At 70.6% G+C, this 26,374-nt stretch carries 26 protein-coding genes; 19 read left to right on the forward strand and 7 right to left on the reverse strand.

Annotation, left to right across the window (positions count from 1 at the left end):
* Positions 1-46 precede the first annotated feature (46 nt).
* The 9 genes from atpB to ACLKM7_RS14760 all read left to right on the forward strand — a co-directional run bounded on the left by atpB (position 47) and on the right by ACLKM7_RS14760 (position 7,745).
* The gene (gene atpB / locus ACLKM7_RS14720; protein WP_436447905.1) at positions 47-889 is read left to right on the forward strand and encodes a F0F1 ATP synthase subunit A; all 843 of its coding nucleotides are present in this window, start codon (positions 47-49) and stop codon (positions 887-889) included.
* A 58-nt stretch (positions 890-947) separates the two neighbouring features.
* Positions 948-1,184 carry an ATP synthase F0 subunit C gene (gene atpE, locus ACLKM7_RS14725; RefSeq protein ID WP_019181238.1) on the forward strand — a complete coding sequence of 79 codons (237 nt, stop codon included), beginning with the start codon at positions 948-950 and terminating at the stop codon, positions 1,182-1,184.
* A gap of 29 nt (positions 1,185-1,213) precedes the next feature.
* Positions 1,214-1,768: a F0F1 ATP synthase subunit B gene (locus ACLKM7_RS14730; RefSeq protein ID WP_436447906.1), complete on the forward strand. Its 555-nt coding sequence runs from the start codon at positions 1,214-1,216 to the stop codon at positions 1,766-1,768.
* Positions 1,768-2,559, forward strand: coding sequence for a F0F1 ATP synthase subunit delta (locus tag ACLKM7_RS14735; protein ID WP_436447907.1), 792 nt, complete (start codon positions 1,768-1,770; stop codon positions 2,557-2,559). The genes ACLKM7_RS14730 and ACLKM7_RS14735 overlap by 1 nt, the downstream gene beginning before the upstream one ends.
* Positions 2,560-2,622: 63 nt before the next feature.
* Positions 2,623-4,260 carry a F0F1 ATP synthase subunit alpha gene (atpA, locus tag ACLKM7_RS14740; RefSeq protein WP_436447908.1) on the forward strand — a complete coding sequence of 546 codons (1,638 nt, stop codon included), beginning with the start codon at positions 2,623-2,625 and terminating at the stop codon, positions 4,258-4,260.
* A 20-nt stretch (positions 4,261-4,280) separates the two neighbouring features.
* Positions 4,281-5,177, forward strand: a complete 897-nt coding sequence (locus tag ACLKM7_RS14745) for a F0F1 ATP synthase subunit gamma (protein ID WP_436447909.1) — start codon at positions 4,281-4,283, stop codon at positions 5,175-5,177.
* Positions 5,178-5,214: 37 nt separating this feature from the next.
* Positions 5,215-6,663, forward strand: coding sequence for a F0F1 ATP synthase subunit beta (gene atpD, locus ACLKM7_RS14750; protein WP_436447910.1), 1,449 nt, complete (start codon positions 5,215-5,217; stop codon positions 6,661-6,663).
* A gap of 1 nt (position 6,664) precedes the next feature.
* Positions 6,665-6,925 carry a F0F1 ATP synthase subunit epsilon gene (locus tag ACLKM7_RS14755; protein WP_168912272.1) on the forward strand — a complete coding sequence of 87 codons (261 nt, stop codon included), beginning with the start codon at positions 6,665-6,667 and terminating at the stop codon, positions 6,923-6,925.
* A 70-nt stretch (positions 6,926-6,995) separates the two neighbouring features.
* Positions 6,996-7,745 (forward strand): YaaA family protein, encoded by a 750-nt coding sequence (locus tag ACLKM7_RS14760; RefSeq protein WP_436447911.1) that lies wholly within the window; start codon positions 6,996-6,998, stop codon positions 7,743-7,745.
* A gap of 4 nt (positions 7,746-7,749) precedes the next feature.
* On the opposite strand, the gene ACLKM7_RS14765 is transcribed toward ACLKM7_RS14760, so the two are convergent.
* The gene (locus ACLKM7_RS14765) at positions 7,750-8,241 is read right to left on the reverse strand and encodes a DUF4282 domain-containing protein (protein ID WP_436447912.1); all 492 of its coding nucleotides are present in this window, start codon (positions 8,239-8,241) and stop codon (positions 7,750-7,752) included.
* A gap of 182 nt (positions 8,242-8,423) precedes the next feature.
* Between ACLKM7_RS14765 and ACLKM7_RS14770 the strand changes: the two genes are divergently transcribed.
* The 4 genes from ACLKM7_RS14770 to ACLKM7_RS14785 all read left to right on the forward strand — a co-directional run bounded on the left by ACLKM7_RS14770 (position 8,424) and on the right by ACLKM7_RS14785 (position 14,251).
* On the forward strand, positions 8,424-9,227 hold the full coding sequence (locus ACLKM7_RS14770; protein WP_436447913.1) for a large exoprotein: 804 nt from the start codon (positions 8,424-8,426) through the stop codon (positions 9,225-9,227).
* Positions 9,228-9,330: 103 nt separating this feature from the next.
* The gene (locus ACLKM7_RS14775) at positions 9,331-10,347 is read left to right on the forward strand and encodes an aldo/keto reductase (RefSeq protein WP_436447914.1); all 1,017 of its coding nucleotides are present in this window, start codon (positions 9,331-9,333) and stop codon (positions 10,345-10,347) included.
* Between the two features lie 107 nt (positions 10,348-10,454).
* Positions 10,455-11,294: a PP2C family protein-serine/threonine phosphatase gene (locus tag ACLKM7_RS14780; protein ID WP_436447915.1), complete on the forward strand. Its 840-nt coding sequence runs from the start codon at positions 10,455-10,457 to the stop codon at positions 11,292-11,294.
* A gap of 65 nt (positions 11,295-11,359) precedes the next feature.
* Entirely contained in the window at positions 11,360-14,251 is a 2,892-nt protein-coding gene (locus tag ACLKM7_RS14785; protein WP_436447916.1) for an FtsK/SpoIIIE domain-containing protein, read from the forward strand.
* A gap of 9 nt (positions 14,252-14,260) precedes the next feature.
* On the opposite strand, the gene ald is transcribed toward ACLKM7_RS14785, so the two are convergent.
* Both ald and ACLKM7_RS14795 read right to left on the reverse strand, forming a co-directional pair.
* Positions 14,261-15,376, reverse strand: coding sequence for an alanine dehydrogenase (gene ald / locus ACLKM7_RS14790; RefSeq protein WP_436447917.1), 1,116 nt, complete (start codon positions 15,374-15,376; stop codon positions 14,261-14,263).
* Between the two features lie 56 nt (positions 15,377-15,432).
* On the reverse strand, positions 15,433-16,422 hold the full coding sequence (locus ACLKM7_RS14795) for an asparaginase (RefSeq protein WP_436447918.1): 990 nt from the start codon (positions 16,420-16,422) through the stop codon (positions 15,433-15,435).
* 53 nt (positions 16,423-16,475) lie between these two features.
* Here ACLKM7_RS14795 and ACLKM7_RS14800 point away from each other — a divergent pair, with 53 nt between their 5' ends.
* Positions 16,476-16,985, forward strand: a complete 510-nt coding sequence (locus ACLKM7_RS14800) for an OsmC family protein (RefSeq protein WP_436447919.1) — start codon at positions 16,476-16,478, stop codon at positions 16,983-16,985.
* Here the strand turns inward: ACLKM7_RS14800 and ACLKM7_RS14805 are convergent.
* Positions 16,954-17,745 (reverse strand): lysophospholipid acyltransferase family protein, encoded by a 792-nt coding sequence (locus ACLKM7_RS14805; RefSeq protein ID WP_436447920.1) that lies wholly within the window; start codon positions 17,743-17,745, stop codon positions 16,954-16,956. The genes ACLKM7_RS14800 and ACLKM7_RS14805 overlap by 32 nt on opposite strands.
* 114 nt (positions 17,746-17,859) lie before the next feature.
* Here ACLKM7_RS14805 and ACLKM7_RS14810 point away from each other — a divergent pair, with 114 nt between their 5' ends.
* Together ACLKM7_RS14810 and dxr are read left to right on the forward strand one after the other, a co-directional pair.
* Positions 17,860-18,810: an FKBP-type peptidyl-prolyl cis-trans isomerase gene (locus ACLKM7_RS14810; protein WP_436447921.1), complete on the forward strand. Its 951-nt coding sequence runs from the start codon at positions 17,860-17,862 to the stop codon at positions 18,808-18,810.
* 20 nt (positions 18,811-18,830) lie between these two features.
* Positions 18,831-19,916 (forward strand): 1-deoxy-D-xylulose-5-phosphate reductoisomerase, encoded by a 1,086-nt coding sequence (gene dxr / locus ACLKM7_RS14815; RefSeq protein ID WP_436447922.1) that lies wholly within the window; start codon positions 18,831-18,833, stop codon positions 19,914-19,916.
* A gap of 52 nt (positions 19,917-19,968) precedes the next feature.
* Here dxr and ACLKM7_RS14820 read toward each other — a convergent pair whose 3' ends face one another.
* The 3 genes from ACLKM7_RS14820 to ACLKM7_RS14830 form a co-directional block, all read right to left on the reverse strand.
* The gene (locus tag ACLKM7_RS14820) at positions 19,969-21,633 is read right to left on the reverse strand and encodes a Mur ligase family protein (RefSeq protein ID WP_436447923.1); all 1,665 of its coding nucleotides are present in this window, start codon (positions 21,631-21,633) and stop codon (positions 19,969-19,971) included.
* Between the two features lie 143 nt (positions 21,634-21,776).
* Complete coding sequence (locus ACLKM7_RS14825) at positions 21,777-22,511, reverse strand: YcnI family copper-binding membrane protein (protein WP_436447924.1); 735 nt, start codon at positions 22,509-22,511, stop codon at positions 21,777-21,779.
* Positions 22,512-22,634: 123 nt separating this feature from the next.
* Positions 22,635-23,210: a hypothetical protein gene (locus ACLKM7_RS14830; protein WP_436447925.1), complete on the reverse strand. Its 576-nt coding sequence runs from the start codon at positions 23,208-23,210 to the stop codon at positions 22,635-22,637.
* Between the two features lie 115 nt (positions 23,211-23,325).
* Between ACLKM7_RS14830 and ACLKM7_RS14835 the strand changes: the two genes are divergently transcribed.
* The 3 genes from ACLKM7_RS14835 to ACLKM7_RS14845 all read left to right on the forward strand — a co-directional run bounded on the left by ACLKM7_RS14835 (position 23,326) and on the right by ACLKM7_RS14845 (position 26,374).
* Complete coding sequence (locus ACLKM7_RS14835) at positions 23,326-24,657, forward strand: M50 family metallopeptidase (RefSeq protein ID WP_436447926.1); 1,332 nt, start codon at positions 23,326-23,328, stop codon at positions 24,655-24,657.
* Positions 24,658-24,740: 83 nt separating this feature from the next.
* Entirely contained in the window at positions 24,741-25,109 is a 369-nt protein-coding gene (locus ACLKM7_RS14840) for a YciI family protein (protein ID WP_436447927.1), read from the forward strand.
* Positions 25,106-26,374, forward strand: coding sequence for an RNA polymerase sigma factor (locus ACLKM7_RS14845; RefSeq protein WP_436447928.1), 1,269 nt, complete (start codon positions 25,106-25,108; stop codon positions 26,372-26,374). The genes ACLKM7_RS14840 and ACLKM7_RS14845 overlap by 4 nt, the downstream gene beginning before the upstream one ends.

Genomic DNA, 26,374 nt, shown 5'->3' on the forward strand with positions numbered 1-26,374 from the left:
CGAGTGCTTGCGGAGTGACGCTCACCGACCATCGTCGCAACGGTTCTTGACCGATGCCCCGAAGCTGGAGCCAGCGCTGACTACTCAAGCTGCGACCCTGATCGCCCCCTTTGCCGCCGACGCGCCCCCGGAGTTCCACGGGCCGTCGATCGACGAGTTCTTCCCTGAAGTGCTCTTCACACTGGCAGGGGTTCCCGTCACGCGGATCCACCTGATCCAGTTCCTCGCCACGGCGGCGATCGTCCTGATCTTCTGGCTCGGCACCCGCCGCATGAAGGTCGTCCCGGGCCGCTTCCAGAGCCTGGTCGAGATGGGCCTGGACTTCGTCCGGGTGAACATCGGCGAGGACCTGCTCGGCAAGAAGGACGCCCAGCGCTTCCTGCCGATCCTCACCACGATCTTCTTCATGGTGCTGTTCATGAACATCACGGGCATCATCCCGTTCCTGAACATCGCCGGCACCGCGATCGTCGCGGTTCCGCTGACTCTCGCCCTCGTGAGCTACGTCACGTTCATCTACGCCGGCATCAAGAAGAGCCCCAAGAACTTCTTCAAGAACTCGCTGTTCCCGTCAGGCGTGCCGTGGCCGATCTACATCATCGTCACGCCGATCGAGCTCATCTCGACGTTCATCATCCGGCCGGTCACGCTCACGCTCCGACTCCTGATGAACATGATGGTCGGGCACCTCCTGCTCGTGCTGTTCTTCGCGGCGACGCAGTTCTTCCTCATCGACATGGGCGGCTGGTGGTCGGCGCTGGCCGCCGGCTCGCTCGCGTTCGGCTTCGTCTTCACCCTGTTCGAAATCCTGGTGGCAGTCCTCCAGGCGTACGTCTTCGCTCTCCTCACCGCGGTCTACATCCAGCTCGCGGTCGCGGAAGAGCACTAAGCGGGTCGGCACTGTTCTGAACGGGCAGTGCCGCCCATAACCGAAAGGAAACACCCCCGTGGACGCAACTACGGTTCTCGCCGAGCTCAGTGGCAACGTCGCGACGATGGGCTACGGCCTCGCGGCGATCGGCCCGGCCATCGGCGTGGGCATCGTCGTCGGCAAGACGATCGAGGGCGTGGCCCGTCAGCCCGAACTCGCTGGCCGCCTGCAGGTGCTCATGTGGATCGGTATCGCCTTCACCGAGGCGCTCGCCTTCATCGGCATCGCGACCTACTTCATCTTCACCTCCTGATCGTCGACTTCCAGCCCTAAGGAGACAGGATGCTGAACGCTCTTGTCGCGTACGCGGCGGAGGAAGGGGCGGCCCACAACCCGCTCATCCCCGCCTGGTACGACATCATCTGGTCGTCGGTCTGCTTCATCGTCATCCTCTTCATCTTCTGGAAGGTCGCCCTTCCCCGGATGAAGAAGCTGCTCGACGAGCGCTCCGCCGCGATCGAAGGCAACATCGCCAAGGCCGACGAGGCCCAGCGCAAGGCCGAGGCCGCGCTCGAGGAGTACACCTCCCAGCTGGCCGAGGCCCGCAAGGAGGCCGGCGAGATCCGCGACGCCGCCCGCGAGGACGGCAAGAAGATCGTCGCCGAGGCCAAGGAGACGGCGACGGCCGAGGCCGCGCGCCTGACCGCGACCGCGCACTCGCAGATCGAAGCCGAGCGCCAGACAGCGCTCGTGTCGCTGCGCAGCGAGGTGGGCACGCTCGCCCTCGACCTGGCCGGCGGCGTGATCGGAGAGACCCTGTCGGACGACAAGAAGGCTCAGGCCGTCGTCGACCGGTTCCTCGCCGAGCTCGAGGCATCCGAGGGAGCCAAGGCGTAATGGGCAGCGCGACCACTCAGGCCCTCGCGGCGACGACGGCGGCGCTCGGCGCCGCGTCGGGCGTCGACCTCGACGTGGCCCGCGAGCTCTTCGCGGCGGCACGCGCCGTGGGCGACTCGTCGCAGCTGAGCGGCGCGCTCGCCGACTCCGCCGCGCCGGTTGCGGCGCGGCGCAAGGTCGTGGCCGATGTCTTCGGCCGGGCCGTGAAGCCCACGACGGCGTCGCTGCTGACGACCGCCGTCGAGCAGCGCTGGTCGTCGGCCGACGACCTCGTCGACGCCATCGAGGAGCTCGCGATCCGTGCCGCTGCCGTCGCGACACCGACGGCCGACCTGGATGAGGAGCTCTTCCGCTTCTCGCGCACGATCGCGGGCAATCCCGAGCTCGAGCTGGCGCTCGGCAGTCGCGTGGGCGACACCGCCGCCAAGCGTGCACTCGTCGAGACGCTTCTGTCGGGCCGCGCGAACGACGCCACGACGCTGATCGCGTCGGAGCTCGTCCAGCAGCCGCGCGAGCGTCGAATCCGTCAGCTGCTCTCCCGCGCGACGCGGATCGTCGCCGATCAGCGCGGCCGCAAGGTCGCGACGGTCTACTCGGCCTCGCCGATCAGCGACGCCCAGAGCACGCGGCTCGCTGCCGCGCTGTCGCAGCGCTACGGCGCCGCGGTGTCGCTCAACACCGTCGTCGATCCCACAGTGATCGGCGGCCTGCGCGTGCAGATCGCCGACGACGTCATCGACGCGAGCGTGTCCTCCCGACTGGCGGATGTCCGTCAGCGACTGGCCGGCTAGCACAGACTTCCCGTCCCACGGGCGGAGATTTCGGGGCCGCGGCCCCATGAACGAAGGAAAACAATGGCAGATCTCTCTATCAGCCCCGACGTCATCCGTGACGCGCTGAAGGACTTCGTCGCCGCGTACGAGCCCACCGGGGCAGCGGCGACCGAGGTCGGCACCGTCATCGACGCCGCCGACGGCATCGCCCACGTCGAGGGCCTGCCCGGCGTCATGGCGAACGAGCTCGTGACGTTCGAGGACGGCACGCTGGGCCTCGCGCAGAACCTCGACGAGCACGAGATCGGCGTCGTGGTGCTGGGCGAGTTCTCCGGCATCGAGGCCGGCCAGCCCGTGACCCGCACCGGCGAGGTGCTCTCGGTGCCGGTCGGCGACGGCTACCTCGGCCGCGTGGTCGACCCCCTCGGCAACCCGATCGACGGCCTCGGCCCGGTCGCGAGCGAGAGCCGTCGTGCGCTCGAGCTGCAGGCGCCCGGCGTCATGCAGCGCAAGAGCGTCCACGAGCCGCTGCAGACGGGCATCAAGGCCATCGACGCCATGATCCCGGTCGGCCGCGGCCAGCGCCAGCTGATCATCGGCGACCGCCAGACCGGCAAGACCGCGATCGCGATCGACACGATCATCAACCAGAAGGCGAACTGGGAGTCGGGCGACACCGAGAAGCAGGTCCGCTGCATCTACGTCGCCATCGGCCAGAAGGGCTCCACGATCGCGGCCGTCAAGGGCGCGCTCGAGGACGCCGGCGCGATGGAGTACACGACGATCGTCGCGGCCCCGGCATCCGACCCCGCCGGCTTCAAGTACCTCGCCCCGTACACCGGGTCGGCCATCGGCCAGCATTGGATGTACGGCGGCAAGCACGTCCTCATCATCTTCGACGACCTCACCAAGCAGGCCGAGGCCTACCGTGCGGTGTCGCTGCTGCTGCGCCGCCCGCCGGGCCGCGAGGCGTACCCCGGTGACGTCTTCTACCTGCACTCGCGTCTGCTCGAGCGCTGCGCGAAGCTCTCGGACGAGCTGGGTGCCGGCTCGATGACGGGCCTGCCGATCATCGAGACGAAGGCCAACGACGTCTCGGCGTACATCCCGACCAACGTGATCTCGATCACCGACGGCCAGATCTTCCTGCAGTCAGACCTCTTCAACGCCAACCAGCGCCCCGCCGTGGACGTCGGAATCTCGGTGTCGCGAGTCGGCGGTGACGCACAGGTCAAGTCGATCAAGAAGGTCTCCGGCACGCTCAAGCTCGAGCTGGCGCAGTACCGCTCTCTCGAGGCGTTCGCGATGTTCGCGAGCGACCTCGACCCGGCTTCACGTCGTCAGCTGGCTCGCGGTGCGCGCCTGACCGAGCTGCTCAAGCAGCCGCAGTACTCGCCGTACCCGGTGGAGGAGCAGGTCGTCTCGATCTGGGCCGGCACCAACGGCAAGCTCGATTCGATCGAGGTCGAGGACGTGCTCGCATTCGAGCGCGAGCTGCTGGACTACCTGCGCCGCAACACCACCATCCTCGACACGCTCCGCGACACCAATGTGCTGGACGACGACACCGCGGCGGAGCTGGCGAAGAAGACCGACGAGTTCACCCTCGAGTTCCAGGCCGGCAAGGGCCAGGCCATCGGCAAGCCCGGCCACGAAGAGGTCGCGGCAGCCGGGGTCGAGGACGTCAACCAGGAGAAGATCGTCAAGGGCCGCCGCTAAGGCGACCTCGGACAGGAATCATGGGCGCACAACTCCGGGTCTACAAGCAGAAGATCAGCACTGCTCAGACGACCAAGAAGATCACGAAGGCGATGGAGCTCATCGCGGCTTCGCGCATCCAGAAGGCGATGGCGCGTGTGCGCGCGTCGTCGCCCTTCGCGCGAGCCGTGACGCGAGCCGTCTCCGCCGTGTCGACGCACTCGAACGTCGAGCACCCGCTCACGAAGGAGCGCGAGGTCATCCGCCGCTCGGCGGTCGTGATCTTCGCGTCCGACCGTGGTCTGGCGGGAGCGTTCAACTCGCAGATCCTCCGTGAGGGTCTCGAGCTCGCTGAGCTCCTCCGCCAGCAGGGCAAGGAGCCGGTGTTCTACCTCATCGGCCGCCGCGCGGTCGGCTACTTCCAGTTCCGTCGCATGGCGGCCGCTGCGGAGTGGACCGGAGACACCGACACCCCGCATTTCCACACGGCCGAAGAGATCGCGGCGACCCTGCTCGACGCGTACGACCGCGGCGGGGAGGACGGCGGCGTCGACGAGATCAACCTCGTCTACAACCGCTTCGTCAGCATGATGACGCAGACGCCCGAGACGGTGCGTCTGCTTCCGCTCGAGGTCGTCGAAGCCGAGGAAGCCGCGACGGCCCAGGTGTACCCGCTGTACGAGTTCGAGCCGGATGCCGAGACGGTGCTGGACGCTCTCCTGCCGGTCTACATCCAGAGCCGCGTCTTCAACGCGCTCCTGCAGTCGTCGGCGGCGAAGCACGCGGCGACGCAGAAGGCGATGAAGTCGGCCAGCGACAACGCCGACAAGCTCATCACCGACTACACCCGCCTGCGCAACAACGCGCGCCAGGCCGAGATCACGCAGCAGATCGCCGAGATCGTCGGCGGCGCCGACGCGCTCGCGTCGGGCAAGTAATCGCTGCGTCAACAGACCACACGAAAGAGAAGAAGCCATGAGCCTCACCGCAGAGAAGACCGAGACCGCGGTCGTCGGCCGCGTCGCGCGCGTGACCGGTCCCGTCATCGACATCGAGTTCCCGCACGACTCGCTGCCCGAGATCTACAACGCGCTGAAGACGACCATCGTCATCGGCGGCGAGTCGAACGAGATCACCCTCGAGGTCGCACAGCACCTCGGCGACGACCTCGTCCGCGCGATCGCGCTCAAGCCGACGGACGGCGTCGTGCGGGGCCAGGAGGTGCGCGACACCGGCGGGCCGATCACGGTCCCCGTCGGCGACGTCACCAAGGGTCGCGTGTTCAACGTCACCGGCGACGTGCTCAACGCGGAGCCGGGCGAGACCATCGAGGTCACCGAGCGGTGGGGCATCCACCGTCAGGCGCCCAGCTTCGACCAGCTCGAGTCGAAGACGCAGATGTTCGAGACCGGCATCAAGGTCATCGACCTGCTCACGCCGTACGTGCTCGGCGGCAAGATCGGCCTCTTCGGCGGCGCCGGCGTCGGCAAGACCGTCCTCATCCAGGAGATGATCCAGCGCGTCGCGCAGGACCACGGTGGCGTGTCGGTGTTCGCCGGTGTCGGTGAGCGCACGCGTGAGGGCAACGACCTGATCCACGAGATGGAGGAGGCCGGCGTCTTCGACAAGACCGCCCTGGTCTTCGGCCAGATGGACGAGCCGCCGGGGACGCGTCTGCGCGTCGCCCTCTCGGCGTTGACGATGGCGGAGTACTTCCGCGACGTGCAGAAGCAGGACGTGCTGCTGTTCATCGACAACATCTTCCGCTTCACGCAGGCCGGTTCCGAGGTCTCCACGCTGCTGGGCCGCATGCCCTCCGCCGTGGGATACCAGCCGAACCTGGCCGACGAGATGGGCATCCTCCAGGAGCGCATCACCTCGACGCGCGGCCACTCGATCACCTCGCTGCAGGCGATCTACGTGCCGGCCGACGACTACACCGACCCGGCGCCGGCGACGACGTTCGCCCACCTCGACGCCACGACCGAGCTCTCACGTGAGATCGCGTCGAAGGGCCTGTACCCCGCCGTCGACCCGCTCACCTCGACCAGCCGCATCCTGGACCCGCGCTACATCGGCGAGGACCACTACCGCGTGGCCACCGCCGTGAAGCAGATCCTGCAGAAGAACAAGGAACTGCAGGAGATCATCGCGATCCTCGGTGTCGACGAGCTGTCGGAAGAAGACAAGATCGTCGTCTCGCGCGCGCGCCGCATCCAGCAGTTCCTGTCGCAGAACACCTACATGGCCAAGAAGTTCACCGGCGTCGAGGGCTCCACGGTCCCGATCAAGGAGACCATCGAGTCGTTCGACGCGATCGTCAAGGGCGACTTCGACCACGTCGCCGAGCAGGCCTTCTTCAACGTCGGCGGCATCGCCGACGTGGAGGAGCGCTGGGCGCAGATCCAGAAGGAGAACGGCTGACATGCCGCTCAAGGTGAGCCTCGTCTCCGCTGACGCGGAGGTCTGGTCGGGAGAGGCGTCGCTCGTCGTCGCCAAGACCGTCGAGGGCGAGATCGGCTTCATGACGGGCCATGAGCCCGTGCTGGCGATCCTCGCCGAGGGACAGGTGCGCATCACCGAGACCTCGGGCTCGAAGATCATCGCGAACGCCCAGGACGGCTTCCTCTCGATGGAGGGCGACGACCTCACGATCGTCGCGGGCAACGCAGCGCTGATCTCCTGACGCCGCCACTGCAGTCCGTCTCGGCCGGTCCCCTCGCGGGACCGGCCGAGACGTCTTTCCGGGAGCCGACGTGCTGATTCTCCTTCCCCCGTCCGAGACCAAGCGATCCGGTGGACGCACGAAGCCGCTGCAGACGGCGGCGCTCGCACTGCCTTGGCTCGCTCCGCTGCGCGAGGCGGTCGTCGATGCGCTCGTCGCGCTGTCGGCCGACGAGGACGAGGCCGCGCGCGTGCTCAAGCTCGGGGCCACGCAGCGGGGCGAGATCGCCGTCAACGCGGCGTTGCGTGAGGCGCCGACGATGTCAGCCATCGATCGCTACACCGGTGTGCTGTACGACGCGCTGGATGCGGCATCCCTCGACGCCTCCGCCCGGCGATGGCTCGCAACGCACGTCATGGTCCACTCTGCGCCCTTCGGCCCGGTGGGCGCGCTCGACGCGATTCCGGCCTACCGGCTCGGCGCTGCCGCCTCGCTGCCCGGATTGCCCCCACTGCGACGCGTGTGGGGCGACGCCGTGACGGAGGCGCTCCACGACCTCGCTCCCCGGTTCGTCCTGGATCTGCGCTCGGAGGCCTACGTCGCCCTGGGCGCGGTGCCGCCGTCCGTCGGCACGCGATACGTCCGCGTCGTCAGCGAGACCAGCGACGGCGCAGTGCGCGCGCTCAACCATTTCAACAAGCACGCCAAGGGCGCCCTCGTCCGCCGTCTCGCCGAGGATCGCCCGCGCATCGGGTCTGCGGGTGGATTCCGGCGATGGGCGGATGCTGCGGGCCTGCGTGTCCGCGACGGAGCGCGGGACGAGCTCGAACTCTTCGCCTGACGCGTCAGCGCTTGGTGTGCTGCGCGGTGCGCTCCGTGTTCTCGGCGATCGCGATGAGAGCCACGACTGCTTCGATCACGAACCTCAGCAGGATGATCGCCAGGAATGTCAGGACCGGCACGATCACGACCGTCGCGATGATCGCGGTGACGCCCGCCCCGACGTTGAACCACAGCAGCGAGATGCCGTTGAGGATGCCGCCCACGAAGTAGACGATGAAGCCGATCGCGATCGCGATCAGCCCGACGAAGTAGAAGACGCTGGCCAGCCGCCGCGTGATGAAGGTGCGGAACGACAGATCGAACAGGGCGGCGAAGAAGCCTCGCCCCACGTCGCCGGCATCGCCGCTCACGGTCGGGACGCCGGTGTCGTCGGGGTCGGCGGCAGAGTGGTGAGACGGACGCGACGTCGCCGCGCCCGTTGCGCGGGCGGCCTCCGCCGCGGACTGCTCCGGCAGCGGCGGGGGAGAGGCGGCGGGCGGGTTCTGATCGGACATGGAGGCTCCTTCGTCTGGCCGATGTGCTCAGGCTATCCAGCGGAGCGATGCGGTGGCCATCCCCCCCGACACGGAGCGAATGCTGACAGAAAGCTGTGAGCGTCGATAGCATGTGAGCCGCGGGGCAGGGGTCCCGCGGACGCCTGTGATGCGTTCGAATCGACTCTCTTGGAGGTCGCTCCATGTACAACGACTACGACGGGGTCGGCGGTCTGATCGCCTGGCTCGTCCTCGCCCCCATCATCTTCCTGTTCGCGATCGCCGGGTACGTCATCGGCTCCTGGTTCCTGATGAAGATCTTCGAGAAGGCGGGAGTGCAGGGCAAATGGCGGGCATGGGTTCCCGTCTACAACACCCTCATCTTCGTCAAGCTGGGTGACCTGAACCCGTGGTGGCTGCTGATCCTCTGGGGTGGCACGGCCGTGCTCGGCTGGGTGCCGGTGCTCGGGTGGCTGATCGGCCTCGCGGCCTTCATCTACTCGCTGCTGGCCGCATGGCGCGTCGGCCTGAAACTGCAGAAGGAAGCCGTCTGGCTGATCCTGTACTTCTTCCTCGCGATCGTGTGGCTGGGCATCAACGCCTTCGACCGCTCGCGCTGGAACACGGCCATCCCCGCCGCACCGTGGGCGGGCAACTTCCTGGCCGACAACACCGTGTGGTCGGGCGTTCCGAGCCAGGTTCCCAGCGGCGGCTACCCGGCCAACCCGGCCACCGCTCCCGGCTATCAGCCGCCCGCCGGGTACCAGCCCCCGGCCGGTTACCAGCCCCCGGCCGCACCGCCGTCGGGATATGCCGCACCGCCCGCTGCACCCACGCCGCCCGCCTCGACGCCGCCCGCGGCCGCGGAGCCTCCGGTGACCCGTCGGCCGGCATCGACCGAGCCGCCCGCGGCGCCGCCGGCGACCGACGCGCCGGCCAGCCCGGAGCCGCCGACGACCCCGCCGTCGCCGGACGCACCCGACGCACCCGACGCGCCGCGTCCGTAGCAGCACGAGTCGGCCCCTCACCGAATCCGGTGAGGGGCCGACCCATGCTCCGGACGCCCCACGCCGTCGCCGGCACGCCGTCGCGGCGGCTAACGTGGAACGTGTGACCGCCGCTGCCTCCGCTGACCCCGCCGACGCCGTCCCCTCCCGCCGGGTGGGCTCCTCCGGCCTCCTCGTCTCAGCGGTAGGGCTGGGCTGCAACAACTTCGGCCGTCCCGGCACCCGCACCGAGACCATCGAGGGCACCCGGGACGTCCTGGATGCCGCGATCGACGCGGGAGTGACCTTCCTCGACACCGCCGACATGTACGGCAGGGATCCCGGGCTGTCCGAGACCCTGATGGGCGAGGCGCTCAAGGGCCGCCGTGACCGGGTCACACTCGCCACGAAGTTCGGGCACTCCGGGCGCGACATGGGGTACCCGGTCGCCGGTGCGAAGGCATCCCGCACCTACGCGCGACGCGCGGTCGAGGCATCCCTGAGCCGCCTGCAGACCGACTGGATCGACCTGTACCAACTGCACACGCCCGACCCCCACACCCCGATCGAGGAGACTCTCGACGTGCTGGGAGACCTGGTGCGTGAAGGGAAGGTCCGCTACATCGGCCACTCGAACTTCTCGGGATGGCAGATCGCCGAAGCGCACCTCGTGGCGGCTCGGCGCGCGGGCATCCCCTTCGTGTCCGCGCAGAACCACTACAGCCTGCTCGCCCGAGCGGCCGAGCGCGAAGTGCTGCCGGCCGTCGAGCGGTTCGGCCTCGGATTCCTGCCGTACTTCCCGCTGCACAACGGGCTGCTCACCGGCAAGTTCACACGTGACCACGCGCCCGCCGACACCCGGATCATGCGTCAGCGGCAGCACGTGTGGCAGGAGGCGCCCTGGGATGCCCTGGACGAGTATCGCGCCTTCTGCGACGAGCGCGGCCTGACGATGCTCGAGGCGACGTTCGGCTGGCTGCTGTCTCGCCCCGCGCTCTCCAGCGTCATCGCGGGGGCCACGAGCCCCGAGCAGGTCAGGGCCAATGCGGCCGCCGCGACCGCCTGGTCGCCGACTGCGGACGACATCGCCGCGATCGATGCTCTCTTCCCGCTGCCGGACGATCCCGGCGCGCGCGTCTGACGGCGCGTCGCCCGTCACCGGCTTCGAAGCCGGTGGCGGTGAACCCACTAGTATGTGAGGACGCGGGGCCGACCGGCCCTGGAGCCGGCCGATGGGGAGGACAACGCGTGGTCGACGTCTCCACCCAGTCCCGGACGGTACCGGTCCCCGGCGGAGAGCTCGAGCTGTCATGGGCCGCGGCCACCGACACCGGACGTCGGCGTGAGGTCAACCAGGACGCCGTCTTCGCGGCGTTCCCGCTGTTCGTCGTCGCCGACGGAATGGGCGGCCACGTCGGCGGCGAGATCGCCAGCGCGAGCACCATCGAGCGACTGAGCGCTCTCGCCGACAGCGGCACGGTGACGCCCAAGACCATCGAGAAGGCCCTCGCCCGCGCGGTGAAAGACATCGCCGCCCATCCCGAGGCCACCGACGACGGCACCGGCACGACCGTCACGGGCGTGTTCCTCGACACCAGCGGGGATGCCCCGCACTGGGTCACGCTCAACATCGGCGACTCACGCGTGTACCTCGTGCGAGACGGTGCGATCGTGCAGATCACGACGGATCACTCCGTCGTGCAGGAGCTGGTGGCGGCCGGCCGCCTCAGTCCGGAAGAAGCCGAGAACCACCCGTACGGCAACGTCATCACGCGCGCCGTCGGGCCCAGCGAGGGCGTGACGCCCGACTACGTCCGGCTGGACGTGGCCGACGGCGACCGATTCGTGATCTGCTCGGACGGGTTGACGAAGGAGCTCACGGACTACGGCATCCGTCATTTCCTCGACGAGAACCCCGATCCCGCCGATGCCGTGACCGCGATGCTGGACGCCGCGCTCGAGAACGGCGGCCGCGACAACATCACCGTCATCGTGCTCGACGTCGGACACCCGCAGGGCGCCGGCCGCTCGGACGACTCCGAGCGCGGCCCGGACGACGACGCCGGTTCCTCCCCAGCCGACGACTGAACGTCGTTCTGCACAGATGCCGTGACCGGCGACCTCAGCGGTCAGCCTTCGCGGTGAACTGAGGTGTGCGCTCCTCTCTCGCCTCGCGGCCGTCGCCTCCGACGGCTCCCGCTCCGAGCTCCGACGCCGGCGTCTCCTCCGGCCTGGCTGACCTCGACGACGAGCCGCTGACGCTCCCGCCGGCCTGGACGCCGCCGCCCCGGCCACCGCTTCCTGTCGTCGCCGCGATCGTCCCGCTCGTGGGCGCCGTAGCCCTGTGGCTGGTGACCGGTTCGGTGCTGTCGTTGTGGCTGGCTCTCCTCGGTCCGCTCATCGCGGTGGCCACGATCGCCGATGGCCGCAGAGCGGCCCGCCGCGATCGGCGACGTGCGGCATCGGATGCCGCTGCGGCCCGCGAGCGCGTCTCGGCGGCGGTGGCTCGCCGTCACGAGATCGAGCGCAGAAGACTGTGGGCGCGGCATCCCGACGTGGCTCGCCTCGTGACGCGAGACGAGGCGATCTGGCGTGCGGGACCGGACGGGCTCGGCCTGGTGGCGGGCGCAGGCGAGATCGGGAGCGGGGTGCGTGTGGTCGGCGGTGAGGGAGACCCGGATGCTGCCGGCCTGCGTCGCGGTTCGGTCCGCCTGAGCGACAGCCCTGTCGTGATCCGTGCCGAAGAGGGTGCCGTCGTGGTGGGCACGGGTGCCGCGGCCGTCGCGGTGCATCGCGCCCTCGCTCTCCAGCTGTTTCTTGCCGTCCCGCCGGGCGAGTTGCGCATCGTGGGACCCACGCGGGGTTCGTCGAGCTGGGCCGACGCGCTGCCGCATCGCGCCGCCTCGCAGGGAGTGGCCGTCGCCCTGCCCGGTCCCGGTGAGCACGCTCCGGCGGAGGCGCAGGTGACGATCGCCCGGTGCGCCCCGGGCGACCCGCTCCCGCCGCGGTGCGGCTCTGTGATCACCGTTCGATCGCCGGATGCCGCGGTACTGGAACGCGACGGTGAAGCCGTGCCGCTGCGGGTCGAGGCCGTCAGTGAGCGGCAGGCGGCCGAGATCGCGGCGATGCTCGCGTCTCGCGCCGAGCGGAGCCTCGGGCTCGCTCGAGGAAGCCGGGCGCCTGTGCCGCTGTCGTCGATGCTCGCTGCGACGCCCGCGGGCGGACGCGACCGGCTTCCGGCGGTGGTGGGGATCGCCGGGGGTGAGCCGGTGATCATCGACCTCGTCGCCGACGGTCCGCATGCGGTCGTGATCGGTGTCACCGGCTCGGGCAAGAGCGAACTGCTCATCACGTGGATCCTCGCGCTGTGCGCGACGCGCAGCACCGACGAGGTGACCTTCCTGCTGGCCGACTTCAAGGGCGGCACCGCGTTCGACGAGCTCGCGGGCGTCCCTCATGTGACGGGCGTGATCACCGACCTCGACGGCGCCGGCGCGCGACGTGCGATCGAGAGCCTGCGGGCCGAGCTGCGGCGACGCGAGGCCACGATTGCGAGCGTCGGCGCCCGTGACATCCTCGATCCGCGGGTGGAATTGCCGCGGCTGGTGGTCGTGGTGGACGAGTTCGCGGCGCTGCTCGGCGATCACCCCGAGATGAGCGCCCTCTTCGCCGATGTCGCGGCGCGCGGACGGGCGCTGGGGATCCATCTCGTGATCGGCACGCAGCGCGCGGCCGGCGTGATCCGTGAGAATCTCCTCGCGAACTGTCCGCTGCGCGTGAGCCTTCGGGTGACGGACGCCGCTGACAGCCGCGCACTCCTGGGCAGCGACGATGCGGCCAGGCTGCCCGGCGGCGTGCAAGGCCGCGGCATCGCGCTCGTGCGTCGTGCCGGCGACTCGGCGCCGCAGCGGGTCTCGATCGCTCTGTCGGGTCCCGACGACGTCACGGCGGCGATCGCGCGCGCAGGAGATCGGGCACCGCGACGGCCCTGGCTCCCGGCGCTGCCGAACCTCCTGCATCTCACCGAGCTGTCGGACCGCGTGGAACCGGCGCGCGAGCACCGCGGCGGCCTGGCGGACGACCGCGGTGGGCGCTTGCTGCTAGCGCTGGCTGATGAGCCCGCGCTGCAGCGTCAGCGCGTCGTGTCGGTGAGCCCCGCGGACCGCGGTCTGCTCGTGCTCGGGGGAGCGGGGTCGGGAGTCACGAACGCGCTGGAGCTGTTGGCCGCGCAAGCGCCGCGCGGGGTCGTGCGCCTTCCGCACGACGCCGAGGGACTGTGGGACGCCGTCGCCGGGCTCGCCGAACGAATGCCGGAACCGGGCGGGGTGATCATCGTCGACGATCTGGACGCCCTCGCCACGCGGCTGCCCGCGGAGTACGCGCAGTTCGTCGTGGAACGCCTCGAGAGGATCGTGCGACGCGCAGGCGATGCCGGCGTCCTCGTGGCGGCAGGCGCCCACCGCCTCACCGGCGCAGTGTCGCGGATCGCCGACCTCGTGCCCCGGCGGCTGCTTCTGCCGTATGCGAACCGCACCGATCACGCCGCGGCCGGCGGAGATCCCGGACTCTTCGATCCCGACGCCCCCGCTGGCCGCGGACGGTGGGCGGGACTGACGGTGCAAGTGGCGATCGCAGCCCAGCAGCCGGTTGTCGCGACGAGCCGCCCAGCGCCGTGGCATCCGTCCGGCCCGCTCACCGGGTTCGTCGCCCGCCGCTCTCCCGCCGCGCGAGAGGCGCTCGCCGCCTGGGAGCAGCGGGGCGCCCGGCTGGTCGAGGTGGACCGGTACGCCGCCGACCCCGGAGTCGCCGAGGGGAGGACCGTGCTGGTCGGCGAGCCCGACGAGTGGCAGCGCCACTGGCGCCTGCTCGCCGACCTGCGCGGCGACCACGATCTCGTGGTCGACACGTCGTGCGCCTCGGAGCTGCGGGTGCTCATCGGCGTGCGCGAGCTCCCGCCCTACTGCGAGCCGGGGGCGGGGCGCGCCTGGCTCGTGTCGGCGGGTGCTCCGCCGGCACGCATCATCCTGCCCGCGGCTGAAGCGTGACGCCGTGCGTCAGGCCAGTGCGCGGGCGAGCGGCTCGAGGGTCAGCTCGTGCGCCGTCGCGACGCCGGCGTTCACCACACGGCCACCGACGATGTTCAGCCCGGCGGCGAGGGCCGGATCCGCCTCGAGAGCCGTCTTCCACCCCCGACGTGCGATCTGGCGGACATAGGGGAGCGTCGCGTTGGTCAGTGCCGAGGTCGACGTGTTCGGCACCGCCCCCGGCATGTTCGCGACGCAGTAGAAGATGCTGCCGTGCACCGGGAACGTCGGCTCGGCATGAGTGGTGGCGTGCGTGTCTTCGAAGCACCCGCCCTGATCGACGGCGATGTCGACCAGCACGGATCCGGGCCGCATGCGGCTGACCATCTCGTTGGTGACGAGCTTGGGCGCCTTCGCCCCGGGGATGAGCACCGATCCGATCACGAGGTCCGACGAGACCACCGCGCGGTCCAGGTCCAGCGGGTTCGAGGCCGCGGTCTTCACCCGCCCCTGGAAGTGGTCATCGAGGAAGCGCAGTCGCTGGATGTTGGTGTCGAAGATGGTGACGTCGGCGCCCATGCCCGCGGCGATGTACGCCGAGTTCGCGCCGGCGACACCGCCGCCGATGACAGTGACGGTCGCGGGGCGAGTGCCGGGGACCCCCGACATCAGCAGACCCAGCCCGCCCGCGGAGCGCATCAGCGTCGAGGCACCCACCATCGGCGCGAGACGGCCTGCGACCTCGCTCATCGGCGCAAGCAGAGGCAGCCCTCCGCCGGCGACCTGCACGGTCTCGTACGCGATCGCCGTGACGCCGTCGGCGAGGAGCCGGTCCGTCAGCGGACGGTCCGCGGCCAGGTGAAGGTAGGTGAACAGCACGAGGTCGTCGCGGAAGTAGCCGTACTCGCTGGCGATCGGCTCTTTGACCTTGAGCAGGAGCTCGGCCCGGGCCCACACGTCGGCGGCATCGTCGAGGAGGACGGCTCCGGCTGCCTCGTACTCCGAATCCGGCATCGCGGACCCCTCGCCGGCACCCCGCTGCACGATGACCTCGTGGCCTGCCCCGACCAGGTCATGCACGCCCGCGGGCGTGAGAGCGACCCGATACTCGTTGTTCTTCACCTCGGTGGGGACACTGATCCTCATCGTGTGATCCTTTCCGCTCCGCCGTTGGAGCGTCTCGGCTCCTCGTGGGAGCGCCTTCAGAAGGCGGGGCGGATGGCCCCGACATCCTTCCCGCCACCGGTGACGGCCAGCGGAAGCTTCGACATCGTGTCGGCGACATCGGCGGGTGCGAGTGCGCCATGACGCTCCAGCAGCTTCAGCGCCACCGCGGTCGCAGCGCGTCCGCTGCCGTCGAGCATCTTGAGGGCGACCGTCGTGCCGTCGGGCGCGACCATCACCATGACGCCTTCGGCGCCGCCCTTCGCGAAGACGCCGAGGCGCTCGATCGCGATGGTGTCGGGGCGGCCCGGGCCGTCTATGGCCCACGGGTTCGCGCGCACCGCGTCGACGAGGGCCCCGGCGCTGCGATGCAGGGCGAAGGGCGAGGTGGGCGACGAGTTGCCGATGCGGTGGATCGCCCGCGCGAGGCCGAAGAGGGTGACCGCATAGACCGGCGCGCCGCAGCCGTCCACCGCGGTGGCCGACGCCTTCTCGCCGATCAGGCGCTCGACCACGTCGCGGATGTGCGCCTGAAGCGGATGCTCCGGGTCGAGGTAACCTTCGATGTCCCAGCCGTTGACGACGCACGTCAGCAGCATCGTGGCGTGCTTGCCGGAGCAGTTCATGCGCACGCGCTCGGGCTGTCGCAGCTCCCGTACCAGTTCGTCGCGCGTCGCGGTGTCGCCCGGCCACGCGGGCGGGCATCCGAGCGCGTCCTCGCCGACACGGGCCGCCTCGAGGATCTCGCGCACGACGGCGACGTGGCGGTCGGTACCGGAGTGGCTGGCCGTCGACAGCGCGAGCCGCTCGCCGTCGAGCTGGGCGCCCGCCGAGATGCACGCGAGCGCCTGCAGAGGCTTGAGGCTCGAACGGGGGAGGATCAGCGCCGACGGGTCGCCGCGCTTCTCGGCGATCGTTCCGTCAGGGGCCAGCACGATCGCGATCCCGGCGTGCCGCGACTCGATGAACCCGCTGCGTTCGACGACGGCGAGTTCGACGGCATCGGCTGCGGCGAAGGTGTGCGGCACCCGCCAAGCCTACCGCCGGGGGCGAGGGCATCCCGCATGACAGACTGTGCTCCATGTGGGGTGAGCATCGATACTCCGTCCGGACGACATGGACCGGCGACCGCGGCACCGGCACCTCCGGCCCCCGCGATTACGACCGCGCGGTGACCATCGAGATCGACGGCAAGCCGGCGCTGCTGGCGTCGTCCGACAAGCCCTTCCGCGGCGACCCGGGCCGCTGGAACCCCGAGGACATGCTGGTGGCGGCGCTGAGCGAATGCCACCTGTTGTCGTACCTGCACGCGTGCGTCCAGGCGGGCGTGGTGGTCGTCGGCTACGAGGACGAGGCATCCGGTCTCATGGTCGAGGACGGCCGCGGCGGGGGCGCCTTCCGCGAGGTCGTGCTGCGACCGCGCGTGACCGTGGCGGACGCTTCGATGATCGAAGCCGCGCGCTCTGCTCACGCACAGGCGCACGCGTGGTGCTTCATCGCGAACTCGGTGAACTTTCCCGTGCGGCACGAGCCGACGGTCGTCGTCGCCACGGACGCGGTCAGCGGCGCTCGTGGGGGAGCACCTGCTTGATGCGCTCGATGGGGCTCTGCGCGGGCACCTCGTTGTAGGCGTTCGCGAGCTCCTGGCCTGACAGCGCGTGGATCGCCGACATGATCTCGTCGGTCGCCGCACGACGCGCGCGGCCGGACGTTGCGGGCCCGTGGTGGCCAAGATCGAGCGGCTCGCCGAACTTCACCGTCACTCGGTGGGTGAGCGAGGGCATCTTCGCGCCGACGGGCATGACGTCGTCGGTGCCGATGAGGCCCACCGGCACGACGGGGGCTCCGGTCTGCAATGCCAGGAATGACACGCCGGTACGGCCCTTGTACAGGCGCCCGTCGAGGGACCGGGTCCCCTCGGGGTAGAGCGCGACGGTGCTGCCCTGTTCGAGGAGCGCCCGCTGCTGCTCGAGGGCGTCGAGGGCGGCTTGCCCGGCACCGCGCTGGACCGGCACGGCGCCGATCGCGGTGAAGAACTGCTTCGAGAGCCAGCCGCCGAGACCGGGGCCGTCGAAGTAACTCGACTTGGCGAGGAAGTGCACCGGTCGCGGGGCGGCGACGGGGATCGCGATCGAGTCGATGAACGACAGATGGTTGCTCGCGAAGATCACCGGCCCCGACTTGGGAACGTTGCCGCGACCCTCGACATGTGGACGGTAGACCAGGCGAGCGAGCGGCGCGACGACGAATCGGCCGAGCGCGTACGTCGCTCCGATGCGCCGGACCGGACCCGTCTCGACTTCGGCGGCGGCCGCGTCGTCGGCTGCGTCGGGCACGAGGTCGGAAGTCACCCGTCGAGGGTACTCCCGATTCCATTCCGTCATCGGCATGGCCGGTTCTCAGCGCGGACAAAGGAAAGATGGGACAGGATGGAGATTCCGCATCCCACGACTCGAGGTTCTTCCGTGCGCACTCGCTCGCTTGCCGCCCTGTCCGTCGCCGCTCTGTCGGCTGTTCTGCTGGCAGGGTGCTCGACGCCGGCGGACCCGGATGCCGAGCCCACGCCGTCGGCGAGCGCCGCACTCGACCTGTGCGACGCCCAGGTCGCCTCAGGGGCGGCGACCGAGTCGGTCACCGTGGAGGGCGAGATCGGTCAGAAGTCGAGCGCGACGTTCACCGCACCGCTCGAGGTGACCGAGCTGCAGAGCACCGTCGTCTCCGAAGGCTCGGGCGACCCTGTCGCGTCTGGTGACCTCGTCACGTACGCGCTCAGCGCGTTCAGCGCCGACACCGGCGAAGAGCTCGCCTCGATGGGCTACGCCGACAGCCCGCTCCTGCCGCAGCAGATCTCGGCCGAGAGCCCGCTCGGCCAGATGTTCGGCTGTGCCACCCCCGGCACCCGCGTCGTGGCCGCATTCCCCGCCACCGAGCAGGGCGCGGGCGAGGTCTACATCATCGACCTGATCGATGTCGTGCCCACCGCCGCGACGGGCGAGGAGCAGGAGCCGGTCGACGGGATGCCGACGGTCGAGCTCGCGGACGACGGTCAGCCCAGCGTCACCCTGCCCGACGGAGACATGCCCACCGAATTCCAGAAGGCGACCCTGAAGAAGGGCGACGGCGCGGTCGTCGAGCCCGGGGACCAGGTGCTCGTGCAGTACCACGGCGTCTCGTGGAACACCGGCGAGGTGTTCGACGAGAGCTGGGGCGGCGCTCCGTTCCCGTTCACCGTGGGCAGCGGCGTCGTGCAGGGCTTCAGCGATGCCGTGACCGGCGAGACGGTGGGCTCCCAGATCATCGCCGTGCTGCCGCCGTCGGCGGCCTACGGCGAGGGCGAGATCAACGACGCCGACCTCAAGGGTCAGACGCTCGTGTTCGTCGTGGACATCATCGGCGCCGCTCCTGCCGCGCAGTGACGCCCCGCTAGGCTGAGCCGATGCGGCGCGTCCTGATCCTCGGCTCGACCGGTTCCATCGGAACGCAGGCGCTCGACGTCGTGCGGGCCCACCCCCGCAGGTTCGAGGTGGTGGGGCTCGCCGCCGGCTCGGACCGCGCGACGCTCGAAGAGCAGGCCGCGCAGTTCGGCGTCGAGCACACCGCGCTCGGCGCGGTCGAGGCAGAGCAGCTCGTCCGCGACATCGAGGCCGACGTGGTGCTCAACGGCATCACCGGATCGGTGGGGCTCGGGCCGACCCTCGCGGCGCTCGAGACGGGGCGCACGCTGGCCCTCGCCAACAAGGAGTCGCTCATCGTGGGCGGTGATCTGGTCACGGCGATCGCACGTCCTGGGCAGATCGTTCCCGTCGACTCGGAGCATTCCGCGCTCGCGCAGGCGCTGCGTTCTGGCGAACCCGAAGAGGTCCGCAGACTCGTGCTGACAGCATCCGGCGGTCCTTTCCGCGGCCGCAGCCGCGCGTCGCTCGTCGATGTCACGCCGTCCGAGGCTCTGGCGCACCCGACGTGGGACATGGGCCGGATGGTCACGACGAACTCGGCGACCCTCGTGAACAAGGGCCTGGAGGTCATCGAGGCGCATCTGCTGTTCGGGGTGCCGTACTCCGAGATCGACGTGGTCGTGCATCCGCAGTCGATCGTGCACTCGATGGTGGAGTTCGTCGACGGGTCGACGATCGCCCAGGCCTCGCCCCCCGACATGCGCCTGCCCATCTCACTGGGTCTGGACTGGCCCCACCGGGTGGCCGGTGTCGGCCGCCCCCTCGACTGGACGACGGCGACGTCATGGACGTTCGAGCCGCTGGACGACGACGCATTCCCGTCGGTCCGGCTGGCCAAGCGCGTGGGCCGCGCCGGCGGCACGTTCCCGGCTGTCTTCAACGCCGCGAACGAACAGGCGGTCGATGCGTTCCACGAGGGACGACTGAACTTCCTCGGGATCGTCGACACCGTCGAACGCGTCGTCGACGCGCACGAGGCGCCCGACGCGCTCACCCGCGAGGCGCTCGCCGAGGCGGAGTCCTGGGCGCGCCGCACCGCCGACAAGGCGATCGCCGCGCGCGACTGAGGCCCGGGCGTTTCGTCTCGCTCCTTCATCGAGCGAAGCGGGACGGACCGCCTCAGTCCGGCGGGTAGACCGGGCGGAGAGGGTCGGATGCCGGAGTCTCGTGCTCCGGGTAGGGCACCGGCCAATGCGGCTCGGGCACGGGCCAGCCCGCCGCGCGCAGGGCGCGGCGTGACAGCTCGCGCGCCGAGTACGGCGTGCGGACACCCCGGATGTCTCGGTAGTCCTGGTGGCCCGGGCCTGCCCACAGGATCGCGTCGCCGTCGCCCACGAGCGCAACGGCCTCGATGATCGCGCGCTCGGGCGGCGAGAACTCCAAGATCTCGGCATCCGGCTGCGCGCGCCGCGCACCCTCGATCAGGGTCGCGCGGATCGCGTCCGGATCCTCGAAACGGGGGTGGTGGTCGGTGATCACCAGGATGTCGCTGCCCTCCACGGCGGTCCGGCCCATGTCGTGGCGCTTCGTCGCATCACGGTCGCCGTCGGCGCCGAACAGCATGACGACCTTGCCGGGAGTGACACGGCGGACAGCCGACAGCGTCTTCTCGAAGGCATCGGGGGAGTGGCCGAAGTCGACGTAGACCGCAGGTCCGGACTCTCCCGAGACGAGCTCGGTGCGGCCGGGCAGGTACGCGTCGATCCGCTGCCCGTCGAGCGCACCGGCGATGCGCTCCCACGGGTAGCCGCCCTCGAGGATCATGACGATCGCGAGCCCTGCGTTGGCGGCCATGTGCCGGCCGATGACGGGGACGAGCGTCGTGAGCGTGCGGCCATCGCGTGCGGTGAGGCGGAACTCGGTGCCGGCCTGCCGCTCGTCGAGGATGTCGACGACCCAGTCGGCGCCGGCCGCGGCATCCGGATCCGACGCGAGTGCGGGCGTGCCGACCGTGACGGTCGGCACCTCACTGCGCGAGACGACCTCCCAGCCGGGCGCGGAATCGACGCAGACGACCGCGTGGCGGGCACGATCGGGGCGGAACAGGGGCAGCTTCGCCTCGAAGTACTCGCGCATGTCGGCGTAGTCGTCGAGGTGGTCGTGCGTGAGGTTGGTGAATCCGGCGACGTCGAACACGATGCCGTCCACCCGCCGGCGGCTGAGCGCCTGCGCACTCACCTCCACCGCGACCGCCTCGACGCCGCGCTCTCGCATGAGCGCCAGGAGCGCGTGCATCTCGTACGCCTCGGGGGTGGTCAGGCGCGAGACCACGACCTGGCCGGCGATGTGGCGCTCCGCTGTCGACGACAGCCCCGTCGTGGCGCCGAGCTGCCCGAGGATGCCCTCCAGCAGGTGCGACACACTTGTCTTGCCGTTGGTCCCGGTCGTGCCGAAGAGGATCGGCAGGCGATCGTCGCGGCCGGTGTTGTACACCCACGCCGACAGGTCGCCGAGAGCGCCCCGCGGGTCGTCGACCAGCACCACGGGAAGGCCGCTCGCGGCGGCGAGGTCGGCGCCGGCGGCATCCGTCACGATCGCGACCGCGCCCTTGGCGGCCGCGGCGACGGCGAACTCGGCGCCGTGGCGGTTGACGCCCTTCACCGCGACGAAGACGTCGCCCGGCCGCAGGTCCGCGGTCGCGAGCGTGATGCCCGTCAGGGTGACGCCCGACACATCGCCGCGTGTGCCCGTGGCGAAACGCGCCGCGAGATCAGCGAGGAGATGGGTGGGCGGCGCGTCCGGGCGGAGCACGGGGGGAAGGTTCGAGGGCGCGTCAGTCGGCATGGCGCATCCATCTTCTCATCCGCGCCCGAGCGGACGTGCCCCGTCCACAGGCACCGGCAGCTGTCGCCTCCCGCGATCTCGCAGGGCAGGACGATCGGGAGCCGATCGCCCTGCCCCGGCTTGATCAGCCGTCTCGTGACGTGTCAGCCTCGGCGTGCCCGGCCGCGGACGAGGACGACCACGAGGGCGGCGATGCCGGCGACCAGTCCGCCGGCGGCGAGCCAGCGCGCGACCGGATCGGCATCGTTCGCGGCCGAGTCCGTGGTCCCGGATGCCTGAGCCTCGGCGTCCGAGGCCTCGGCCTCGTCAGCCGCTGAGCCCGTGGTGTCGTGGCCGTGGCCGGCGGCCTCCTCGGCGACGGGGCCGACCTCGACGACGGGCGCCGGGGCATCGAGGTCATGCGGGTCCTGGCCCTCCTCGGCGATCTGCGTCCACGCCGTCTCGCCCGTCACGCAGGTCTGCGTCACCGGGAACGGGATGGCAGTGCCGGCCGCGGACTCGTCGAAGAGCACGTCCATCGAGACGGTCGCCTTGAGATGGTCCTCGACGGGAGTGCCGGCCGTGAAGACGACGCGGGTCGGCACGCCGTCCGCGCCGGCCTCGCGGGCGATCGTCCAGCCGCCCTGGACGATCGGGGTGACGTTGCCGACGCCCTCGGGGATGTCGATCGCCAGGGCAGTCGTGGGCGAGCCGTCGCAGCCGTGCGAGAACGAGAACGTGAGGGTCTCGGCGCCGCCCGCCGAGGCGGCACCGGGATCGACATGGACGTGCGCGGAGGCGGTGAGCGGCACGCCGACGGCGAGGGCGACGCCGGCCACCACGCCGATCACGAGACGACGGCTGCGGGGGCGACGGGCAGGGGAGGAGGTGGTGTTCATGCGGATTCTTTCGTCTTGAGTGCGCGGGGACGATCCGCCGCGCGGCGATGCGGAAACTCCGGGCGCGCATCCGAAGAGCTCGGGAGACGGCGCGGCCGGGTGGGTGCTCGGTGCGTGCGGTGCTCAGCGCACCGCGAAGACCGGCGAGGGCGGGCCGCGCCGCGACAGACCCGAGAGCACGACCCGCAGTCGGCGCTGCGGACGCACGAGGGTCGCGACCAGGCGCGGCACCGCGGGGCGCGGCGCGATCGCGCGGGCGCGGGCGAACAGGGAACGGATGCCGCGGCCCAGGGCTCGCAGCATCCGTTCGCCGAAGTACAGGGCGAGCGCGGTGGCGATCGCGGCGAGCAGGTGGCCGGCGGTCATCGGGCCGTCGGGAACGACGGCCGCCGCGGTGCCCGGCAGAGCGAGGTGGTGCGCGTGCGGGCCTGCCGTCGCGGCGGGATCGGCGCCCGCGGTGACGGCGAAGGCGACGTGGAGAAGCAACTGGCTCACGAGCACGGCGCTCGCGACGCGCCACGCCGACAGGCCACGCCCGATCAGGGCCGTCGCGAAGGGCGAGCCCAGGATCGCCACCGCCGCGACCAGCAGCGGTGCGGGAGCCCCGCCGCCCGCCAGCGTGTGCGCGGTCGCAGCCACCACAGTCGCGACGGCTGCCGCGGCAGTGCCGCGCAGGGCGCGCACATGGCGTGGGCTCACGGTTCCTCCTCGTCCGAGCCTACGGGAGCGCCCACGGGTCTCGATTTCGCGGCGGTTACAGCCGGCGAACCGGCGTCACACCCAACTCAAAGCCACACGCGGGTACCGTGTGCGTGTGGAAGCTCTTGCGTTCGTCATCGGCGTCGTGCTCATGGTCGTGGGCCTCGCCGTGTCGATCGCGCTGCACGAACTGGGCCATCTGTGGCCCGCGAAGAAGTTCGGGGTGCGTGTCGGCCAGTACATGATCGGGTTCGGCCCGACGCTCTGGTCGCGCCGCATCGGCGAGACCGAGTACGGCGTGAAGGCCATTCCCCTCGGCGGCTACATCTCGATGGCCGGCATGTATCCGCCCTCGCCGAAGGAGCGCGCGCGAGCGGCTGCGGCATCCGGATCCGCCGGCGCCGCGCGTTCCGGCCGCGCCGGCGGCGGCTTCTTCGCGACCATGGTGCAGGACGCCCGGGCCGCCAACGACGAGACGCTCCACGGCGACGACGACGAGCGCGTCTTCTATCGGCTGCCGGTGTTCAAGCGCGTGATCGTGATGCTCGGCGGGCCGATCATGAACTTCCTGTTCGCGATCGTGCTGTTCTCGATCCTGGTCACCGGCATCGGCATGCAGACGGCGACGACGACGGTGTCCTCGCTGTCGGAGTGCGTGCCCGCCACGACGACATCCGAGTGCACGGAATCGGACCCCGAAGCCCCCGCGGCCGCTGCGGGCATCGAACCGGGCGACACGATCCTGTCGGTCGACGGGCAGCCGGTGGGCGACTTCGCCGAGGCGACCGCGATCATCCAGGGCTCCTCGGGGAGTCCCATCACCCTCGTGGTCGAGCGTGACGGCGCCGAGCAGACGCTCACCGTGCGGCCCGCCACCACCCAGGCGTCCGTGACCGACGCGGATGGCACGACCACCACGCGCGACGTGGGTTTCGTCGGCATCAGCCCGACCGTCGAGTACGTGCGGCAGCCGATCTGGGGAGGCACGCAGGCGGCCGTCGAGCAGGTCGGCGCGGTCGCCGGCATCCTGTGGCAGCTTCCTGTCAAGGTCTGGGAGACCGGTGTCGACCTGGTGACCGGACAGGAGCGCGACCCGAACGGCCCGCTCAGCGTCGTGGGCGCCGGGCGGCTGTCGGGCGAAGTCGCCGCGGCCGATTCGCCGGTGCTCAACCGGGTCGCCGGCTTCCTGGGGCTGCTGGCATCGCTGAACATCGCGCTGTTCGTCTTCAACCTGATCCCGCTGCTTCCACTCGACGGCGGTCACGTCGCGGTGGCCCTGTGGGAGGGCATCAAGCGCGTGTGGGCGAAGCTGTTCCGCCGCCCGCCGCCGAAGCCCGTCGACGCGACGAAGCTCGTGCCGCTGACATTCGTCGTCGTGGTCGCCTTGATCGGGATGGGCGCCGTGCTGATCCTCGCCGACATCTTCAACCCGGTCTCGCTGTTCTGAGGGAACTTCTCGGCCGCTGTCGAAAACGGGGTTGTCCGTTCGCTGTGGGGATGAAACGGTTCCACTGACGAAAGGACCCCGCCGTGAAGTACGTCATCATGTTCACCTCGACGCCCGAGCTCGATGCCGCTGTTCCGCCCGAGCGCGCCCAGGACGTCTACTCCCGGATCTACGAGTGGTTCGGCGCGAATGCGCAGCAGATCGCCGATTCAGGCGCAGAACTGCAGCCGGTGACGACCGCGACGACAGTGCGGTCCGGCGGTGACGGCCCCGTCGTCGCCGACGGTCCCTTCTCGGAGGCGAAGGAGGTCATCGGCGGGTTCAGCATCATCGACGTGCCCGATCTCGATGCAGCGATCGCGCTCGTCAAGACGTGGCCGTCCCTCGAGCTTCCCGGCGTCGCGGTCGAGATCCGGCCGATGGTCGTGGACTACAGCCAGTTCGAGAAGTGAGTGGCGATGCCGCGGCCTCGGCCGACCGCGGCGGCGGGGCCGCGGCATCCGATCGCCTTCTCGCCACCGTCGTCCGCGAGGAGTCCGCGCGGATCACGGCAGCCCTGACGGCGTCGTTCCGCAGCTTCGACCTCGCGGAGGAGGCAGTCGCGCAGGCGGTCGAAGAGGCGCTGCGCGAGTGGCGGGTGCGCGGCATCCCGCCGAACCCGGCCGCGTGGCTCACGCAGGCGGCGCGCCACAACGCGCTTGACCGCCTTCGCCGTGAGCGGGTGTTCGAAGACAAGGTGCTCGAACGCACCGGCGCGCTGCTGGCGGCCACAGCGGCGGCGTCCGAGCCGGCCGGGGAACCGCCCGTTGCCGATGAACGCTTGGCGCTGTTGTTCGGATGCTGCCACCCCGCGCTCGCGCCCGACGCGCAGCTCGCGCTGACGCTGCGGGCCGTCTGCGGTCTCACGACCGCGCAGATCGCTCGGGCGACGTTCTCGACCCTCCCTGCGACCGGCCAGCGCATCTCACGCGCAAAGAGCAAGATCGCGCGCAGCGGCATCCCGCTGCGTGTGCCGGAGGGACCCGACGCGGCGTCGCGCCTGGACCTGGTCCTCACGATCGTGTCGGTCATGTACAGCGAGGCGCACTTCGTCGCAGGAGCCGATGCCGCGGCGGACCGCGACCTCGCCTACGACGCGCTGTGGCTCGCCCGCGTGATCGCCGCGGCGCTGCCACGCGAGGCGGAGGCGCTCGGTCTGCTCGCACTGCTGGAGTTCCATCGCGCACGCGAGTCGGCGCGCGCGGTGGACGGCGAGCTCGTGCTGCTCGCCGAGCAGGACCGGTCCCGGTGGGATGCGGCGCTCGTAGCCGACGCCAGGATCGTGCTCGAGAAGGCAGCCCGGCTGCGACGCCCCGGCCGCTGGCAGCTGCACGCCGCGATCGCGGCATGCCATGCCGATGCCGTCGATGCCGCGTCGACCGACTGGCTGCAGGTGCTGACGCTCTACGACATGCTGCTCGCCTACGACCGATCGCCGGTGGTGCTGCTCAACCGCGCCGTCGCTCTCGCGCGGATCGAGGGCGCTCAGGCGGCGTTGCGCGAAGCGGACGGACTGGAGCAGGACCTGTCTCGGTCGCACCTGTGGCATGCCGTGCGCGCGTCGCTGCTGCGCGACCTCGGGCGCGAGGACGAGGCGCTCGCCGCCGACCTGCGCGCCCTGGAGCTCACCGCCAATGAGGCCGAGCGGCGGCTGCTGGCGTCCCGCGTCGCGCGGTGA

It is taken from the genome of Microbacterium sp. I2, from assembly GCF_051364985.1.
Classification (GTDB): Bacteria; Actinomycetota; Actinomycetes; order Actinomycetales; family Microbacteriaceae; genus Microbacterium.

What these genes read in the sequence shown, in the direction of transcription:
- atpD (WP_436447910.1), top strand. Translation starts at nt 5,215, where the DNA reads ATGAGCCTCACCGCAGAGAAGACCGAGACCGCGGTCGTCGGCCGCGTC.
- ald (WP_436447917.1), bottom strand. Translation starts at nt 15,376, where the DNA reads ATGAGGATCAGTGTCCCCACCGAGGTGAAGAACAACGAGTATCGGGTC.
- ACLKM7_RS14770 (WP_436447913.1), top strand. Translation starts at nt 8,424, where the DNA reads ATGTACAACGACTACGACGGGGTCGGCGGTCTGATCGCCTGGCTCGTC.
- ACLKM7_RS14825 (WP_436447924.1), bottom strand. Translation starts at nt 22,511, where the DNA reads ATGAACACCACCTCCTCCCCTGCCCGTCGCCCCCGCAGCCGTCGTCTC.
- ACLKM7_RS14820 (WP_436447923.1), bottom strand. Translation starts at nt 21,633, where the DNA reads ATGCCGACTGACGCGCCCTCGAACCTTCCCCCCGTGCTCCGCCCGGAC.
- ACLKM7_RS14735 (WP_436447907.1), top strand. Translation starts at nt 1,768, where the DNA reads ATGGGCAGCGCGACCACTCAGGCCCTCGCGGCGACGACGGCGGCGCTC.
- atpA (WP_436447908.1), top strand. Translation starts at nt 2,623, where the DNA reads ATGGCAGATCTCTCTATCAGCCCCGACGTCATCCGTGACGCGCTGAAG.
- ACLKM7_RS14745 (WP_436447909.1), top strand. Translation starts at nt 4,281, where the DNA reads ATGGGCGCACAACTCCGGGTCTACAAGCAGAAGATCAGCACTGCTCAG.
- ACLKM7_RS14730 (WP_436447906.1), top strand. Translation starts at nt 1,214, where the DNA reads ATGCTGAACGCTCTTGTCGCGTACGCGGCGGAGGAAGGGGCGGCCCAC.
- ACLKM7_RS14755 (WP_168912272.1), top strand. Translation starts at nt 6,665, where the DNA reads ATGCCGCTCAAGGTGAGCCTCGTCTCCGCTGACGCGGAGGTCTGGTCG.
- ACLKM7_RS14800 (WP_436447919.1), top strand. Translation starts at nt 16,476, where the DNA reads ATGTGGGGTGAGCATCGATACTCCGTCCGGACGACATGGACCGGCGAC.
- dxr (WP_436447922.1), top strand. Translation starts at nt 18,831, where the DNA reads ATGCGGCGCGTCCTGATCCTCGGCTCGACCGGTTCCATCGGAACGCAG.
- ACLKM7_RS14765 (WP_436447912.1), bottom strand. Translation starts at nt 8,241, where the DNA reads ATGTCCGATCAGAACCCGCCCGCCGCCTCTCCCCCGCCGCTGCCGGAG.